This is a genomic window from Cognatishimia sp. F0-27 (genome assembly GCF_020667845.1).
Taxonomy (GTDB): Bacteria; Pseudomonadota; Alphaproteobacteria; order Rhodobacterales; family Rhodobacteraceae; genus JAFMPQ01.
Genome location: NZ_JAFMPQ010000009.1, coordinates 48669 through 64511 on the forward strand (window position 1 = coordinate 48669; position 15843 = coordinate 64511).

12 protein-coding genes and 1 tRNA gene are annotated in these 15843 nt (G+C 62.6%); 9 read left to right on the forward strand and 4 right to left on the reverse strand.

Going from position 1 to position 15843, the window contains the following annotated elements:
- The 5 genes from J1C49_RS06840 (at nucleotide 1) to J1C49_RS06860 (ending at nucleotide 6365) form a co-directional block, all read left to right on the forward strand.
- Entirely contained in the window at nucleotides 1-1575 is a 1575-nt protein-coding gene (locus J1C49_RS06840) for an NADH-quinone oxidoreductase subunit M (protein ID WP_227445068.1), read from the forward strand.
- Nucleotides 1572-3017: an NADH-quinone oxidoreductase subunit NuoN gene (gene nuoN / locus J1C49_RS06845; RefSeq protein WP_227445069.1), complete on the forward strand. Its 1446-nt coding sequence runs from the start codon at nucleotides 1572-1574 to the stop codon at nucleotides 3015-3017. The genes J1C49_RS06840 and nuoN overlap by 4 nt, the downstream gene beginning before the upstream one ends.
- A 133-nt stretch (nucleotides 3018-3150) precedes the next feature.
- Nucleotides 3151-3894 carry a biotin--[acetyl-CoA-carboxylase] ligase gene (locus J1C49_RS06850; RefSeq protein ID WP_227445070.1) on the forward strand — a complete coding sequence of 248 codons (744 nt, stop codon included), beginning with the start codon at nucleotides 3151-3153 and terminating at the stop codon, nucleotides 3892-3894.
- Between the two features lie 27 nt (nucleotides 3895-3921).
- Nucleotides 3922-4701 (forward strand): type III pantothenate kinase, encoded by a 780-nt coding sequence (locus tag J1C49_RS06855; RefSeq protein WP_227445071.1) that lies wholly within the window; start codon nucleotides 3922-3924, stop codon nucleotides 4699-4701.
- The gene (locus tag J1C49_RS06860) at nucleotides 4698-6365 is read left to right on the forward strand and encodes a ribonuclease J (RefSeq protein WP_227445072.1); all 1668 of its coding nucleotides are present in this window, start codon (nucleotides 4698-4700) and stop codon (nucleotides 6363-6365) included. The genes J1C49_RS06855 and J1C49_RS06860 overlap by 4 nt, the downstream gene beginning before the upstream one ends.
- Before the next feature lie 7 nt (nucleotides 6366-6372).
- On the opposite strand, the gene J1C49_RS06865 is transcribed toward J1C49_RS06860, so the two are convergent.
- Nucleotides 6373-6591, reverse strand: a complete 219-nt coding sequence (locus J1C49_RS06865; protein ID WP_227445073.1) for a tautomerase family protein — start codon at nucleotides 6589-6591, stop codon at nucleotides 6373-6375.
- 211 nt (nucleotides 6592-6802) lie between these two features.
- Here J1C49_RS06865 and J1C49_RS06870 point away from each other — a divergent pair, with 211 nt between their 5' ends.
- Entirely contained in the window at nucleotides 6803-7228 is a 426-nt protein-coding gene (locus J1C49_RS06870) for an OsmC family protein (protein WP_227445074.1), read from the forward strand.
- 175 nt (nucleotides 7229-7403) lie between these two features.
- Here the strand turns inward: J1C49_RS06870 and J1C49_RS06875 are convergent, their stop codons facing one another.
- Nucleotides 7404-8867 carry a DEAD/DEAH box helicase gene (locus J1C49_RS06875; RefSeq protein ID WP_227445075.1) on the reverse strand — a complete coding sequence of 488 codons (1464 nt, stop codon included), beginning with the start codon at nucleotides 8865-8867 and terminating at the stop codon, nucleotides 7404-7406.
- Nucleotides 8868-8971: 104 nt separating this feature from the next.
- Nucleotides 8972-10834 (reverse strand): glycosyltransferase family 2 protein, encoded by a 1863-nt coding sequence (locus J1C49_RS06880; protein WP_227445076.1) that lies wholly within the window; start codon nucleotides 10832-10834, stop codon nucleotides 8972-8974.
- Nucleotides 10835-11079: 245 nt separating this feature from the next.
- On the opposite strand from J1C49_RS06880, the gene tgt reads away from it, so the two are divergent.
- Both tgt and lon read left to right on the forward strand, forming a co-directional pair.
- Complete coding sequence (gene tgt, locus J1C49_RS06885; protein ID WP_227445077.1) at nucleotides 11080-12207, forward strand: tRNA guanosine(34) transglycosylase Tgt; 1128 nt, start codon at nucleotides 11080-11082, stop codon at nucleotides 12205-12207.
- A gap of 248 nt (nucleotides 12208-12455) precedes the next feature.
- On the forward strand, nucleotides 12456-14864 hold the full coding sequence (gene lon / locus J1C49_RS06890; protein WP_227445078.1) for an endopeptidase La: 2409 nt from the start codon (nucleotides 12456-12458) through the stop codon (nucleotides 14862-14864).
- A 197-nt stretch (nucleotides 14865-15061) separates the two neighbouring features.
- Here the strand turns inward: lon and J1C49_RS06895 are convergent, their stop codons facing one another.
- Complete coding sequence (locus tag J1C49_RS06895; RefSeq protein WP_227445079.1) at nucleotides 15062-15244, reverse strand: hypothetical protein; 183 nt, start codon at nucleotides 15242-15244, stop codon at nucleotides 15062-15064.
- Nucleotides 15245-15479: 235 nt separating this feature from the next.
- On the opposite strand from J1C49_RS06895, the gene J1C49_RS06900 reads away from it, so the two are divergent.
- Nucleotides 15480-15554, forward strand: a tRNA-Val gene (locus J1C49_RS06900).
- Nucleotides 15555-15843: the final 289 nt, after the last annotated feature.

The following is a 15843-nucleotide window of genomic DNA, read 5'->3' on the forward strand; positions in this document are numbered from 1 at the left end:
ATGGAAAACTCCCTTCTTTCCATGGTCACATTCGGCCCGTTGATCGGGGCCATCATCATGATGGTGCTGCTGCGGGGTGGTGACGAGGCGGCGGACCGCAATGCAAAGTGGTTTGCGCTGATCACGACGACGATCACCTTCCTGATCTCGCTCTTCATCCTGTTCCAGTTCGACCCGGCCGACACCGGTTTCCAGATGGTCGAGGAGGCCGAATGGCTGCTCGGGCTGCAATACAAGATGGGCGTGGACGGGATCAGCGTTCTGTTCGTGCTGCTGACGACCTTCATCATGCCGCTGGTCATTGCCGCGTCGTGGGACGTGACGACCCGCGTGAAGGAATACATGATCGCGTTTCTGGTGCTGGAAACGCTCATGCTGGGCGTGTTCATGGCGCTGGACCTGGTGCTGTTCTACCTGTTCTTCGAGGCGTCGCTGATCCCGATGTTCCTGATCATCGGGATCTGGGGCGGGGCGAACCGGATCTATGCGAGCTTCAAGTTCTTCCTCTACACCTTCCTTGGCTCGGTGCTGATGCTGGTGGCGATGGTGGCGATGTTCTCGGACGCGGGCACCACCGATATCGAGGCGCTGTTGCAGCATAATTTTGGCTCCGAGGATTTCTCGCTTCTGGGTGTGCAGATCGTCGGCGGCTTCCAGACGCTGCTGTTCCTCGCCTTCTTTGCCAGCTTCGCGGTCAAGATGCCGATGTGGCCTGTCCACACATGGTTGCCGGATGCGCACGTGCAGGCCCCGACGGCAGGCTCGGTCGTGCTGGCGGCGATCCTGTTGAAGATGGGGGGCTACGGGTTCTTGCGCTTCTCGCTGCCGATGTTCCCGGTTGGCTCCGAGGTGATGGCGCCGCTGGTTTTCACGCTGTCGGTGATCGCGATCATCTACACCTCGCTGGTGGCACTGGTGCAGGAGGACATGAAGAAGCTGATCGCCTATTCCTCGGTCGCGCATATGGGCTTTGTGACCATGGGGATTTTCGCCGCGAACCAGCAGGGCATCGACGGCGCGATTTTTCAGATGATCAGCCACGGGTTCATTTCCGGAGCGCTCTTCCTGTGTGTCGGTGTGATCTATGACCGGATGCACACGCGCGAGATCGATGCCTATGGCGGTCTGGTCAACCGGATGCCGGCCTATGCGCTGATCTTCATGCTCTTCACCATGGCGAATGTCGGCTTGCCGGGGACCTCGGGCTTTGTGGGTGAATTCCTCACGCTCATGGGCGTGTTCCAGGTCAACACCTGGGTGGCGGCGGGTGCGGCGACGGGGGTTATCCTGTCGGCTGGCTATGCGCTCTGGCTCTATCGCCGGGTGGTGATGGGGGACCTGATCAAGGAAAGCCTCAAGACCATCACCGACATGACCCGGCGCGAGAAGGCGATCTTTGCCCCGCTGGTCGTGATGACGATCTGGATGGGCGTGTATCCCGCGCCGATCCTCGACCGGATCGGGCCGTCCGTCACGGCGCTGGTCTCGCAATATGACACCCGTGTCGCGCAAGCGGCGCTGGAGCGTAAAAACCAGGTGGCCGAAATGGCCCCGACAGAAGGAACGGACCATTGATCGAGGCTGATCTCACCATCATCATGCCAGAGATCCTGCTGGCGGTTTTCGCGATGGGCGCGCTCTTGTTGGGCGTTTACACGACCAAGGACAAGATGGCGCCGGTGTTGGTCTGGGTGACCTCCGCGCTGTTCCTGGCGCTGGCCTTCTGGATCGGAACCACCGGCAGCGGCAGCAACGCGGCATTCTCCGGGATGTTCATCGACGATGCGTTCTCGCGCTTTGCGAAGGTGGCAATCCTCTTGTCGGCGGCCGCGATCCTCGTGATGTCGGAAGGCTACATGGCGCGGCGCGATCTGCTGCGGTTCGAATTCCCCATCCTGATTGCGCTGGCGGTCATCGGCATGATGATGATGGTCTCCGCCGGTGATCTAATGGCGCTTTACATGGGGCTCGAGCTGCAATCACTGGCGCTCTACGTGGTGGCGTCCCTGCGTCGCGACTCGGCAAAATCCACCGAGGCCGGCCTGAAATATTTCGTGCTCGGCGCGCTGAGTTCCGGTCTGCTCCTCTACGGGGCGTCGTTGGTTTATGGCTATTCCGGCACGACGCTGTTTTCGGGCATCATCGAGGCGGCGAACAACGAGGACGGGATCTCCATCGGCTTGCTCATCGGCCTTGTGCTGGTGATCTCCGGTCTGGCCTTCAAGGTGTCGGCCGTGCCGTTCCATATGTGGACGCCGGACGTCTATGAGGGCTCGCCGACCCCGGTGACCGCCTTCTTTGCCACCGCGCCGAAGGTTGCGGCGATGGGGTTGTTCGCGCGCGTGCTGCATGATGCGTTCGGCGGGGTGGTCTCGGATTGGAGCCAGGTCATCGCTTTCATCTCGCTGCTGTCGATGTTCCTCGGGGCGGTCGCCGCGATGGGGCAGCGCGACATCAAGCGCCTGATGGCCTATTCGTCGATTGCGCATATGGGCTACGCGCTCATGGGGCTGGCCGCTGGCACGGTGCTGGGTGTGCAGGCGATGCTGATCTACATGGCGATTTACGTGACGATGAATATCGGCACTTTCGCCTTCATCCTGTCGATGGAGCGCGATGGTCAGCCGGTCACGGATATCGAGAGCCTTGGTATGTATTCCAAGCGCGCGCCGGGCAAGGCGCTGGCGGTCTTGGTGTTGATGTTCAGCCTCGCGGGCGTGCCGCCGCTGGTCGGGTTCTTCGGCAAGCTTTATGTTCTGCGCGCGGCCTATGATGCCGGGCTGGCATGGCTGGCCGTTGCCGGGGTCATCGCGTCGGTGATTGGCGCGTTCTACTACCTGCGGATTGTCTACTTCATGTATTTCGGCGAGGATCGCGAGGATGCGCTGGATACGGGCACGCCGCCGGTGCTCTACGGCTTCCTGATGGCGTCGGCGATCATCATGGTTGTCGGCGTGGTCAACCTCTTCGGTATCGAAGGGGCGGCACAGGCCGCCGCGGCGGTTCTGGTCGAGTGACGGCAACACGCAGGACAGAGGCTTCCGGCAATCCAGAGGTGACGCGCCACGGGCGCGTCGCTTTTGTTTTGGCATGGGGGTGCTACCCCCAAACCCCCGGAGTATTTCCGGACAGAAGAAGCGTGGGGTGGGCATGACCTGGCCCGTTGGCTATGGGCGGGTGGTGCTCGCTTCGGTGGACAGCACACAGGCGGAGGCGGCGCGGCGGTTTGCGCGGTTTGCCGGGCCGGAATGGATCCTTGCGCGCAGCCAGACCGCGGCACGGGGACGGCGGGGACGGCCCTGGCTGGCGCCGGCGGGTAATTTTGCGGCCTCGCTGGTGTTGCGGCCTGACGGCGAGGCACCGGAGCGCGTGGCGCTGCGGTCCTTCGTGGCGGCGCTTGCGCTTCATGAGGCGTTTGAGCATGTTGGCGTGCCGCGCTCCGCGCTGGCGCTGAAATGGCCCAATGACGTGCTGCTGAACGAGGGCAAGGTGGCGGGGATCCTTCTGGAGGCCATGCAGGGCGCGGGCGGGGGGCTGGCCATCGGTGTGGGCGTGAACCTGATCGCTGCGCCGGACCCGGAAGCGGTGGAGACCGGCGCGGTGCAGCCGGTTTCGCTGCTGGAGGAGACAGGCATCCGTGTGGCGCCCGAACCGTTTCTCGACGCGCTGGCGGCGGCCTATGCGGCGTGGGAGGCGCGGTTCGTGACCTATGGTTTTGAACCGGTGCGGGCGGCCTGGCTCGACCGGGCGGCGCGGATCGGCGCGCCGGTCACCGCCCGGATGGGCCATCAGACCCTGAGCGGCATTTTCGAGACGGTGGACCCGCAGGGTGCCCTTGTTCTACAGACGGATGCGGGGCGGCGGGCGGTCACCGCAGCGGATATCTTCTTCTAACCCGATAGACATGAGACTGGAGCCCCCATGCTTCTTGCGATTGATTGCGGCAACACGAATACGGTCTTTTCCATCTGGGACGGGGCGCGCTTCATTGCGACATGGCGCACGGCGACGGAGCATCAGCGCACGGCGGATCAGTATTTCGTCTGGCTTTCGACCTTGATGGGAATTCAGAAGATCGATGCGGAGATCACCGACGTGATCATCTCCTCGACCGTTCCGCGCGTGGTGTTCAACCTGCGGGTTCTTGCGGATCGGTATTTCGACACGCGGCCTTTCGTGGTGGGCAAGCCCGATTGTCTTTTACCGGTGGATATCCGGGTGGACACGGGCACGCAGGTTGGTCCGGACCGGCTCGTCAACACGGTTGCAGGCTATGATCTTTATGGGGGCGACCTGATCGTCGTGGATTTCGGGACCGCGACCACCTTTGACGTTGTCGACACCGATGGCGCCTATATCGGCGGGGTCATTGCACCGGGTGTCAATCTGAGCCTCGAGGCGCTGCACCAGGCGGCGGCGGCCTTGCCGCATGTGGACATTTCGCGCCCGCAGCGGGTGGTGGGCACCAACACGGTAGCCTGTATGCAATCGGGTGTGTTCTGGGGCTACGTGGGGCTTGTCCGGGAGATCTGCGCGCGGATCAAGGAGGAGCGCGCGCGACCGATGAAGGTGATCTCGACCGGCGGGCTGGCGCCGTTGTTTCAGCAATCCGCAGACCTATTTGACGCATTTCAAGACGATCTGACGATGCACGGACTGACCGTGATACACAAACATAACAAGACCGAGGTTAGAGCATGAGCACGTCCCGACTGATTTACCTGCCGCTTGGCGGCGCCGGCGAGATCGGCATGAACTGCTATGTTTACGGCTATGGGCAGCCGGGAGAGGAGCGGCTGATCGTTGTCGATCTGGGCGTCACCTTTCCGGACATGGATGGCAGCCCGGGGGTCGATCTCATCCTGCCGGATATCGGCTGGCTCAAGCAGAACAAGGCGCGGATCGAGGCGGTGTTCATCACCCATGCGCATGAGGATCACGTGGGCGCGGTGGGCCACACCTATGCGGATCTCGGCGCGCCGATCTATGCGCGGGCCTTCACCGCCAATATCGCGCGCGGCAAGCTGAGCGAATATGGGATCGAACCGGGCGCGGTACAGACCTGCTCCGCGTATCCCGAGACGGTAACCGCAGGGCCGTTCACGGTCTCGTTCCTGCCGATTTCGCATTCAATCCCGGAAAGCTCTGCCTTGGTGATCGACAGTCCCGATGGGCGGGTCATCCATACCGGCGACTTCAAGCTTGATACGTCGCCGCTGGTTGGCGAGCCGTGGGATCCGGAGCTTTGGGCGGAGGTATCGAAGGGCGGCGTGAAGGCTTTGGTCTGCGATTCGACCAATGTCTTTTCGCACACCCCCGGACGCTCGGAAGCCAGTGTCGGCCCGGCGGTGGAAAAGCTGGTGGCCGAGGCGAAGCAGATGGTGGTTGCCACCACCTTTGCGTCCAACGTCGCCCGGGTGAAGACCCTGGCAGAGGCGGGCGAGCGGGCGGGACGCTCGATCTGCCTGATGGGGCGGGCGATGCGGCGTATGATCGAGGCTTCGGTGGAGACCGGCGTGCTCAAGGGGTTTCCGAAGGTGATCGGGCCGGAAGATGCGAGCCAGATCCCGCGTGAAAACCTGATGCTGCTGGTGACCGGAAGCCAGGGCGAGCGACGCGCTGCGAGCGCGCAGCTGGCGCGCGGCAAGTATCACGGGATCGAGATGCAGGAGGGTGACCTCTTCCTGTTTTCCTCGAAAACCATCCCCGGCAACGAGCGTGGCGTGATCCGGATCATCAACCAGTTCTCCGAGCAGGGCGTCGACGTGGTGGACGATTCCAGCGGGGAGTATCATGTCTCGGGCCACGCCAACCGGCCCGATCTTGTCACCATGCAGGAGGTTGTGAACCCGCAGATCGTCGTGCCGATGCATGGCGAGCACCGGCACCTGCGCGAGCATGTGAAACTCGCTGGCGAGAAGGGGCGCAAGGGGGTTCTGGCGGTCAACGGCATGATGGTGTCGCTGTCGGGAAATGCTCCGGAGGTGGTGGATTACATCGAGACCGGGCGGACCTATCTTGATGGATCCGTACAGATCGGTGCGCTTGACGGGATTGTGCGGGACCGCATTCGCATGGCCCTGAACGGGCATGTGACGGTCACCGTGATCCTCGATGAAGAGGATGAGCCATTGGGCGATCCGTGGTGCGATATCAAGGGCTTGCCGGAAACAGGGCGGAGCCGCGCCGGGTTGGTCGAGGTGCTTGAAGCGGATCTGGGGCAATTCCTCGGCCGGGCCAAGGCAAAGACGATGCGCGACGATGCCAAGCTCGAGGACGAGCTGACGCGCATCGTGCGGCAGACATCGCAGAACGAGATCGGCAAGAAGCCCGAAGTGACGGTTGTTGTCTCGCGGCTGACCTGAGCCCAGCTCAGCCGCGTGCTTTCATCTCGCGGGCCATGTCGGTTGTCAGGACCTGCCCGGCGTAGCACCAGCTTCCGCTTCTGATTTCATGGATGCGGACCGAGGTGCCGGCAGCGATGGTTTGGCCCGCAACGGAGCCGAAGGCCTCGGTGATCCGTGTGAGGATCTGTGCTTTCTCCGCATCGGTGAAAACACCGTCCAGAACCTGAATGTCGATGGATGGCATGATGCCCCCTTTCCCGTTTTGTATCGGCGCGGGCAGCGTAAGGCGTGGGGAGCCACGTTTCAAATCACCGGACGTCCGGCCGGCTTTCCACCATGGCGCGGTCTGTCTCAGGGGACGGACGGGTGGGGGAAGTGACGCCCGGTGGCACGACCTGTCTCACGCGCTAGGTCATTCCCAACATGCATGAGCATGGCAATAGGGAGACCGGAGTATGAAAACCAACAAGGGATCAGCCAACTGGAAGGGTGGATTGAAAGACGGCACGGGCACGATTTCCACCCCGTCCGGCGTGCTTGAGCAAGTGAACTACGGGTTCAACAAGCGCTTCGGAGATGAGCCGGGAACCAATCCGGAGGAGCTCATTGCGGCGGCCCATGCGTCGTGTTTCTCAATGGCGCTGTCCATGGTGCTCGGTGAAGCCGGATTTACCGCGGACGATATTTCGACCGAGGCGAAAGTGACGCTGGAAGAGAAGGATGGCGGGTTTGCGGTGACAAAGAGCCACCTGACCGTGACGGCGCAGGTGCCCGGCGCGGGGGCAGAGGATTTTCACAAAGCTGCAACCGTGGCCAAGGAAAACTGTCCGATCTCCAAATTGCTGAACGCGGAAATCACGATGGACGCCTCCTTGAACTGAGGCAGGATGTTACGAGGCGCAGGCGCGCGCGGCCCGTCCGACGCGCCTTGCGCCGCTTGAAACGCCCTCGCTGAGGCGACTCGTTTGAGCCGACCCATCCTGCGCCGACCCATCTGAAAAGAAAAAGGCCGCCAATGTCTGGCGGCCTTTCGCGTGTGAGGCGCGTTGGCGGGGATCAGCCCGCGCGGCGCTCGTCAAAGCTCAGAGCGATGAATTCCGGCATGTGGTCGCCCATCCCGACAACCGTGTTGTCGGATCCGCGTGCGCCGCGCTGATGCCCACGGCGCGGCTTGTCCTCGCGGCGCGGGGTCTCTTCGCGCGGCTTCTCGGCCGGGGTGGCGGCAGCTGCGGGTGCGTCCGGAGCGGCCTGCGCGGTCTCTGCCGGAGCGGCGTCGGTGCTGCGCTTTTCGGTGCGACGGCTGCGGGTGCGACGCGGTTTTTCTTCCGCCGGGCTGTCCTCGGCTGTCGACGCGGGTATCTCAGTCTTGCTCTGAGCCGGGTTGTCGACGCGGGGGATCTCTTTCTGGATCAATTTTTCAACCGCGTCGAAGTTCTTTTCGTCTTTCGGAACGACGATCGTGAACGCCTTGCCATCGCGCCCCGCGCGTCCGGTGCGGCCGATGCGGTGCACGTAGTCCTCTGCATGGGAGGGCACGTCAAAATTGAACACATGGCTCACCGCGGGCACGTCAAGGCCGCGCGCGGCCACATCCGAGGCGATGAGGAACCGCAGCTCGCCGTTGCGGAACCCTTCGAGCGTGCGGGTGCGCTGAGACTGGTCGAGATCGCCATGGATCGGCGCGGCATCATAGCCGTATTTCTTGAGCGATTTCGCAACGATATCCACATCGACCTTGCGGTTGCAGAAGATGATCGCGTTCGAACAGGCCTCGCCCTCGGCGTCGATGATCGCGCGTAGCGCCTTGCGCTTCTCGCTGGCTTCCCGGTCTCTGCGCGAGGGTTTGACGAAGACGGCGGCCTGTTCGATGGTCTCCGATGCGGTCGCCTGCCGCGCCACCTCGACCCGTGCGGGGGCAGAGAGGAAGGTGTTGGTGATCCGTTCGATTTCCGGCGCCATGGTGGCGGAGAAAAACAGCGTCTGCCGCGTGAAGGGCGTAAGCGAAAAGATCCGTTCGATATCGGGGATAAAGCCCATGTCGAGCATGCGGTCGGCTTCGTCCACGACCATGATCTGCACACCGGTCAAGAGCAGCTTGCCGCGCTCGAAATGGTCAAGCAGGCGACCGGGGGTGGCGATGAGCACGTCCACGCCCTTGTCGATCAGGGATTCCTGTTCCTTGAAGGACACGCCACCGATGAGCAGCGCCTTGGTCAGTTTTACGTATTGCGAGTAGGTGTCGAAGTTCTCGGCCACCTGTGCCGCCAGTTCGCGCGTGGGGCACAGCACAAGGCTGCGCGGCATCCGGGCGCGGGCGCGGCCGCGGGCCAGCGCGGTGATCATGGGCAGTGTGAAGCTCGCCGTCTTGCCCGTGCCGGTCTGGGCGATGCCAAGCACATCGCGGCCTTCGAGCGCTGGCGGGATCGCGCCGGCCTGGATCGGCGTCGGCGTTTCGTAGCCGGCCTCTTCGATGGCCTTGAGCACCTTTGGATTGAGGTTCAGTTCTGAAAATTTAATCATGTTTGTCCGTTTATTGCGGACGCTGACTTGGCCCGCACGTCTAGTCTTCGGATCGGGCCCGTGCAGCCTGGCGCGGTATGCGCATCTCAATCCCTTGCGTTGCCTTAAGGAAATCGGGCTGAAAGGTCAATTGCGGCCCTTTTGCATATGCGGTTTCCTGCGTCTATTCGGACATCCTGCGCTCTTGGGAGGGGGGAGTGCCTGCTATGGGGGGGCTCAGCCGATATGGGCGCTCCGAAATAGCGGTTTCTCAGCGTCTTGAGCCCCAATCGGCGCCGCCGCAGCAGCCCCTCGGCCTCAAGCCGGGCGCAAAGCGGCGTATGGGCGGCGCAAACCGCGTCGTAGAAGCGGCAGAGCCCGGCATGCCCTTCGCGCGATTCGATCCCTGCGAAGAGATCATGCAGCGACAGCGCGCCGGGACGTTTGGCGGTGGACGAAAGCTCCGCCCGGTAGGAGCCGTGGCTTGCGCGAAAGCGGTAAGCCGCCAGAAAGCTGTCGAGATCGGGGGCGTGGAAATGGCCCAGATCGACGGTTTCAAGGATCCGTTCGCCGGGGTTGGCGACACCGTCACGGTAAGCGTTGTGAATGCGGATCTGCATGCCTTGCAACCCGGTGCGCACGAAGAGTTTCCCGGCGATGTGACCGATGAACCCGCCGGCAAGGTGGTCCGCCCAACCGGGAAAGACCCGTTCCGTGACCTGATGCCGTGTGGCCGGGTCGCGCGGCAATGCCTTGAAAAGGGTTTCACCCGGTTGCAGAGCATCGCCGGGACCGAGGGCCTCGATCGGGCGCATCCGCGCGGTGAGGCAATCGGGCGGCAACGCGGCAAGCGCGCTCTGCACGCTGTCTTGCGGCAGGAGCAGCTCGTCTGCGTCGATATGCGCGAGCCAGTCCACATGCGCGCCCGCAACCCGATAGGCGTGGCGCAGGTTACGCACCTGCCGTATCTGGTGTCGGTCGGGCCGCCCGCCGCGTGCCGCCCACCAAGCCTCAGAGGTGTGACGGACCCGGATTGCGCGGATCTTTGAGAGCGCGTGCTGCGCTTCGGGGCAGGGGCTGTCGAGATATATCCAGAGCGCATGCGCGCCTTGATCGAGGTGCCAGGCCGCGAAATCGAGGATGCGATCGGCAGGCCCGTGGACCGTCGCGGCGATGCCCCATCGAGGCGCTTGGGCGGCTCTGGCGGGGCGCGGTGCCGGATCGGGCTGTTTCTCGGGACGGCGGGCCCGCTTGGCGCGCCTGATCGCCTTCAAGCGTTGGAACACGGTGCCGGGATCATCAATGAGCCGCTCCAGAAGATGACGCGCGAGCGGTCGGATCACCGGGTCGTCACCGGCTTCTGTCCACAGACGCGCGATCAGATTGACGTCGAGCCCGCCCTTCATGACCGCAAAGCCATCCATGCCCAGCGGAAGCCGGGCCTTGCGCCAGCGCCCGAGGGGAAAGGGCTGTTCGGGGGCGTGGCCGGAATAGAGCCGTTCGCTCTCGTGGAGCTTGATGCTGCCGAACAGGGTTGCGAGGGCGAGCCCGGTGGCCCGTTGCGCGGGGGTGACGCCATGGTCGCCAAATGTCGTGACCGAGGAAATGAGCCAGCGTGGGTCGAGCCTGTCGATCAGATGCGCCGCTTCCTCCCGCCACAGCCTTTGAAACAGCACAGGCGCGTGCTCCGGCCAAGCACGTTTGCGCAAGTGGGCGATCAGCAGTGCATTGAGAAAACAAAGCTCCGATGCGCCGGTCAGCTCCTTGCGCAACGCGTGCCGCTTGCGGTGATGGCCCGAGCGGAAGGGCGGCGCTTCTTGCGGATCGTGATCCGGATCATCCACGATGCGGTCGCGCAGCGGGGAAAGCGCGATATCGGCGGCCGGAACCGTCTCGCCCGGTGCAAAATCAAGCGGTGCGCGTCGGGACTCGTATTGCTCGAGAAGGGCCGGCACCCCACCGGGGTAGGCGGTTTTCCGATGCGTCATGACCCGGGGGTGCCCGAGGCGGCATGGATGACAAGGGAGCGGAGAAAGAGTGGGCGCGAGTGATCGGACATGACGGGTCTGTGCCACAAAAACCAAAACAATTCGTTTCGATCTGGGCGGGCTTTGCACCCGTTCGGCACCTCCTGCGCCGCTCCATATGGGCAAGTTCAGGCTTTTCATTGCGCGCCGCATTGGGCAAAGGGGGAGCCTCGAACGGCATGACAAGAGCGGCAGGGCGACAGCACATGGCAAGCACCGGATTCACCCGCCTCGCGCAGGACGGCAAGGCGCGGCTTGGCGAGATCACAACCACCCGCGGCACGATCCGGACCCCGGCCTTCATGCCGGTCGGAACGGCGGCAACGGTCAAGGGCATGATGCCCGAAAGCGTTGCGGCGACGGGCGCGGACGTGCTGCTTGGCAACACCTATCACCTCATGCTGCGCCCTGGCGCGGAGCGCATAGACCGGCTCGGCGGGCTGCACCGGTTCATGAATTGGGAGAGGCCGATCCTCACGGATTCGGGCGGATTTCAGGTCATGAGCCTTGCAGGGCTGCGCAAGCTGACCGAGGACGGTGTCACCTTCAAGAGCCATATCGACGGCTCGCGGCACATGCTCAGCCCGGAACGGTCGATGGAGATCCAGAAGCTTCTGGGGTCCGACATCGTGATGGCTTTTGACGAATGCCCCGCCTTGCCCGCGGACCGCGACCGGATCGCGGAGAGCATGGCGCTGTCGATGCGGTGGGCCGCACGATCACGAGAGGCGTTCGGCGATCGGCCCGGCCACATGCTTTTCGGCATTCAGCAAGGCGGGTTGGAAGAGGATCTGCGTGGACAAAGCGCCGAAGCGCTCCGGTCAATCGGGTTCGACGGCTACGCGGTGGGCGGTCTGGCGGTTGGCGAGGGTCAGGAGGCGATGTTCGGGTGTCTTGATTACGCACCTGACATGCTGCCCGAGGACAAGCCGCGCTATCTCATGGGGGTGGGCAAGCCGGACGATATCGTCGGCGCGGTCAAGCGCGGCATCGACATGATGGATTGCGTTTTGCCGTCGCGCTCCGGGCGCACGGGGCAGGCGTTTACCCGGCGCGGGGTCGTGAACCTGCGCAACGCGCGGCACGCCGACGATCCGCGTCCGCTTGACGAGTCCTGTGGTTGCCCGGCCTGCGAAGGCTACAGCCGCGCCTACCTGCATCACGTGATCCGCGCCAAGGAAATGATCGCGGGCATGTTGCTGACCTGGCACAATCTCCACTATTATCAGGTGCTGATGGGCGAGATGCGCGCGGCCATCGGCGCCGGTGCGTTCGAGCAATGGGAACGCGGTTTTCATGCCGACCGGGCGCAGGGCGACATTGCGCCGCTGTGAGGCCCAAATCCCGCGTCACGGCAGCACTCTGGTAACCATCTGATCTGGAATTTGTTTTTCCGGACGCGGAAAATCCATGGAAAACGGCGCTTGCACCCGCCGCGTTGCAGCGACATGCTGAGGGTGGGATCCGTGAGGTGCGGGTTGATTTCGAACAATTCGACCCCACGTTTACCCTCCAGAAACGGAGATGGCCCAAGCTGCCGAAAGTCGGGGCAGAGCTGTCTTGCCAAGAACAGGAAACGAGCATGCAACATCCCCTCAATGCCTCTTATCCGGTGCTGCCTTTGCGGGACATCGTGGTGTTCCCGCACATGATCGTGCCGCTCTTCGTCGGACGCGAGAAATCCGTGCGCGCGCTGGAAGAGGTGATGAATGACGACAAGCAGATCCTGCTTGCCAGCCAGGTTGACCCGGCCGATGACGACCCAGCCACCGATGGCATCTACAAGGCGGGCGTTCTGGCCAATGTGCTCCAGTTGCTCAAGCTGCCCGACGGCACTGTCAAGGTCCTCGTCGAGGGCCAGAGCCGGGTGCGCATCGTCGAATACACGGACAATGAGAAATTCTTTGAGGCCAAGGCCGAGTATCTCACGGAGATGCCCGGTGATCCGGCTGTGATCGAGGCGTTGACCCCAACCGTCGCGACGGAGTTCGAGCGCTACGCCAAGGTCAAGAAGAACATCCCCGAGGAAGCGCTGTCTGCCGCTGGTGAAGCGACCGAAGCGGACAAGCTTGCCGATCTGGTGGCGGGCCATCTTGGTGTCGAGGTTCCGCAAAAGCAGGACCTTCTCGAAACCCTCGCCGTGTCCGAGCGGCTCGAGAAGGTCTATGGCCTGATGCAGGGCGAGCTTTCGGTGCTGCAGGTCGAGAAGAAGATCAAGACGCGCGTCAAATCCCAAATGGAGAAAACGCAGCGCGAGTATTATCTCAACGAGCAGATGAAGGCGATCCAGAAGGAGCTTGGTGACGGGGAGGACGGCCAGAACGAGGTCGCCGAACTCGAAGCGAAGATTGCCGAGACGAAGCTCTCCAAGGAGGCCCGCGAGAAAGCCGAGACGGAGCTGAAAAAGCTCAAGAACATGTCTCCGATGTCTGCGGAAGCCACGGTTGTGCGCAATTACCTTGACTGGATGCTGTCCATCCCGTGGGGCACGAAGTCGCGCGTGAAAAAGGATCTCAACCGGGCTCAGGACATTCTGGACGCGGATCATTACAGCCTCGACAAGGTCAAGGAACGCATCGTCGAGTATCTCGCGGTGCAGGCGCGCTCCAAGAAGCTGCGCGGGCCGATCATGTGTCTCGTTGGCCCTCCGGGTGTCGGCAAGACGTCTCTGGGCAAATCGATGGCGAAGGCCACGGGGCGCGAGTTCATTCGCATCTCGCTCGGTGGCGTGCGCGATGAATCCGAGATCCGCGGTCACCGCAGGACTTATATCGGCTCCATGCCGGGCAAGATCATCCAGGCGCTCAAGAAGGCCAAGACGACCAACCCGCTTATCCTGCTCGACGAGATCGACAAGATGGGTCAGGATTTCCGGGGTGATCCGGCATCGGCGATGCTTGAAGTGCTCGATCCCGAACAGAACTCGACCTTCGTCGATCACTATCTTGAGGTCGAGTATGACCTGTCCAATGTCATGTTTGTGACCACGTCGAACAGTTACAACATGCCCGGGCCCTTGCTTGACCGGATGGAGATCATCCCGTTGTCGGGCTACACCGAGGACGAGAAGATCGAGATCGCCAAGCGGCATCTGCTTTCCAAGCAGGTGAAAAGCCATGGGCTCAAGAAAGTGGAATTCGAGGTCGCGGATGCGGCGTTGACCGATATCGTGCGCTACTACACGCGCGAGGCCGGCGTGCGGAACCTTGAGCGGGAATTGGCGAAGCTGGCGCGCAAGGCGGTCACAAAGATCGTCAAGAAGGAAGAGACCCAGGTGCAGGTCACGTCCGATAATCTTGATGAATTCCTTGGCGTTCGGAAATTCCGCTACGGTCTGGCCGAAGACGAGAACCAGATCGGGGTCGTGACCGGTTTGGCCTATACCTCGGTGGGCGGCGATCTGCTTCAGATCGAGGCGCTCCGGCTGCCCGGCAAGGGGCGCATGAAGACGACCGGCAAGCTTGGTGATGTCATGAAAGAGTCAATCGATGCGGCGTCGAGCTACGTGCGCTCCATCGCTCCGCAAATCGGGGTCAAGCCTCCGCGGTTCGACAAATGGGACATCCACGTGCACGTGCCCGATGGCGCGACACCGAAAGATGGCCCATCGGCGGGGCTTGCCATGGTGACCGGGATCGTCTCGGTGCTGACGGGTATCCCTGTGCGCAAGGACATCGCCATGACTGGCGAGGTGACCTTGCGCGGCAACGCGACGGCCATCGGCGGTCTGAAGGAGAAGCTGCTTGCGGCCCTGAGGGGCGGGATCAAGACGGTGCTCATTCCCGAGGAAAACGAGAAGGACCTTGCGGAACTGCCCGACAACGTGAAGGACGGTTTGGAGATCATTCCCGTCAGCCACGTGTCCGAGGTGCTCAAACTGGCCCTTGTGTCCGAGCCTGAACCGATCGAGTGGGACGAGGCCGCCGAAGAGGCCGCTGCCGCGGCGGCGGCTGCCAAAAATGACGGGTCTACCACCGCTGTCGCCCATTGAAGCGACACGGACGTGACCTGAACGAGAAAAGCCCCGCTTGCGCGGGGCTTTTTTTTGTTTGCCGGAAACCACCGGAGCGCAAAGATGGATACGCACAACAAAGCCGCGCAGCGGGAACTCTGCGCCAGCGGGGCGGAGCGGGTGTCAAACGGCCCGTGCGCCGGAAGCCTCTGATGTCCGGTCGCTTTATCCGAAGTTCAGTCGGACGCGGCGGCCGCCGCGGCAAGCAGAACCAGCAGTATCAACGGAAGTGCAACGCCAGTGGAAGACCCGCTTGCTTGCTGTTCCGAGACGGTCACAGATTGATCTTCTTCGGCGAGGGTCTGTGTGGGAAGCGCCAAAAACGCGGCGACACTCAATGCTCTTGTAAGGCTTGTCATCAAATATACTCCTTTCGTAAGGAATGATTACACTATCGCAAATTTTGGCGTTTTCGTCAATCAACCGGCTTGTTCGGGCATGACGGGCCGGCACTTTGCCACGTGGCTCATGACCGTGTGACGCTTGCCGAAAACCGACACCACCCTTGGCAAAAACGCTCTTCCGCGCCGGTTCCGAAAACCTTCGCGAACCCTCTTGCGTTCGGCCTCAGACGACGCTAATTCACCGCCCAGCGGGTGATTAGCTCAGTGGTAGAGCGCTTCGTTCACATCGAAGATGTCGGGAGTTCAAATCTCTCATCACCCACCACGCCTTCCTTGGTCTGAACGCTGCCTCTGCAAGCTCTGGACGCGGTCGCGTTGTCTTCAATGAGTGGACATGGTGCTCTGCGCCCGGCGCCGGACCGCCGACCCGCATCAGGCGAGATCCCTCTTTGTGTCGCGCGCCGCGCTCAGAAAGCCTTCGCGTCGTTGACGCAAAGCCGAGGTGCCGTGCAAAACACTCACCGATATCGCACGAAAGCCGTGATCCGCGCCCCAAATCGACCGCGCATTTGGTCAATCCGGGGGCACCGGGCGCGCTTGTTCGAGCGAGTCAC

What these genes read in the sequence shown, in the direction of transcription:
- J1C49_RS06875 (WP_227445075.1), bottom strand. Translation starts at nt 8,867, where the DNA reads ATGATTAAATTTTCAGAACTGAACCTCAATCCAAAGGTGCTCAAGGCC.
- J1C49_RS06865 (WP_227445073.1), bottom strand. Translation starts at nt 6,591, where the DNA reads ATGCCATCCATCGACATTCAGGTTCTGGACGGTGTTTTCACCGATGCG.
- J1C49_RS06880 (WP_227445076.1), bottom strand. Translation starts at nt 10,834, where the DNA reads ATGACGCATCGGAAAACCGCCTACCCCGGTGGGGTGCCGGCCCTTCTC.
- J1C49_RS06840 (WP_227445068.1), top strand. Translation starts at nt 1, where the DNA reads ATGGAAAACTCCCTTCTTTCCATGGTCACATTCGGCCCGTTGATCGGG.
- tgt (WP_227445077.1), top strand. Translation starts at nt 11,080, where the DNA reads ATGGCAAGCACCGGATTCACCCGCCTCGCGCAGGACGGCAAGGCGCGG.
- J1C49_RS06870 (WP_227445074.1), top strand. Translation starts at nt 6,803, where the DNA reads ATGAAAACCAACAAGGGATCAGCCAACTGGAAGGGTGGATTGAAAGAC.
- J1C49_RS06895 (WP_227445079.1), bottom strand. Translation starts at nt 15,244, where the DNA reads ATGACAAGCCTTACAAGAGCATTGAGTGTCGCCGCGTTTTTGGCGCTT.
- lon (WP_227445078.1), top strand. Translation starts at nt 12,456, where the DNA reads ATGCAACATCCCCTCAATGCCTCTTATCCGGTGCTGCCTTTGCGGGAC.
- J1C49_RS06850 (WP_227445070.1), top strand. Translation starts at nt 3,151, where the DNA reads ATGACCTGGCCCGTTGGCTATGGGCGGGTGGTGCTCGCTTCGGTGGAC.
- J1C49_RS06860 (WP_227445072.1), top strand. Translation starts at nt 4,698, where the DNA reads ATGAGCACGTCCCGACTGATTTACCTGCCGCTTGGCGGCGCCGGCGAG.
- J1C49_RS06855 (WP_227445071.1), top strand. Translation starts at nt 3,922, where the DNA reads ATGCTTCTTGCGATTGATTGCGGCAACACGAATACGGTCTTTTCCATC.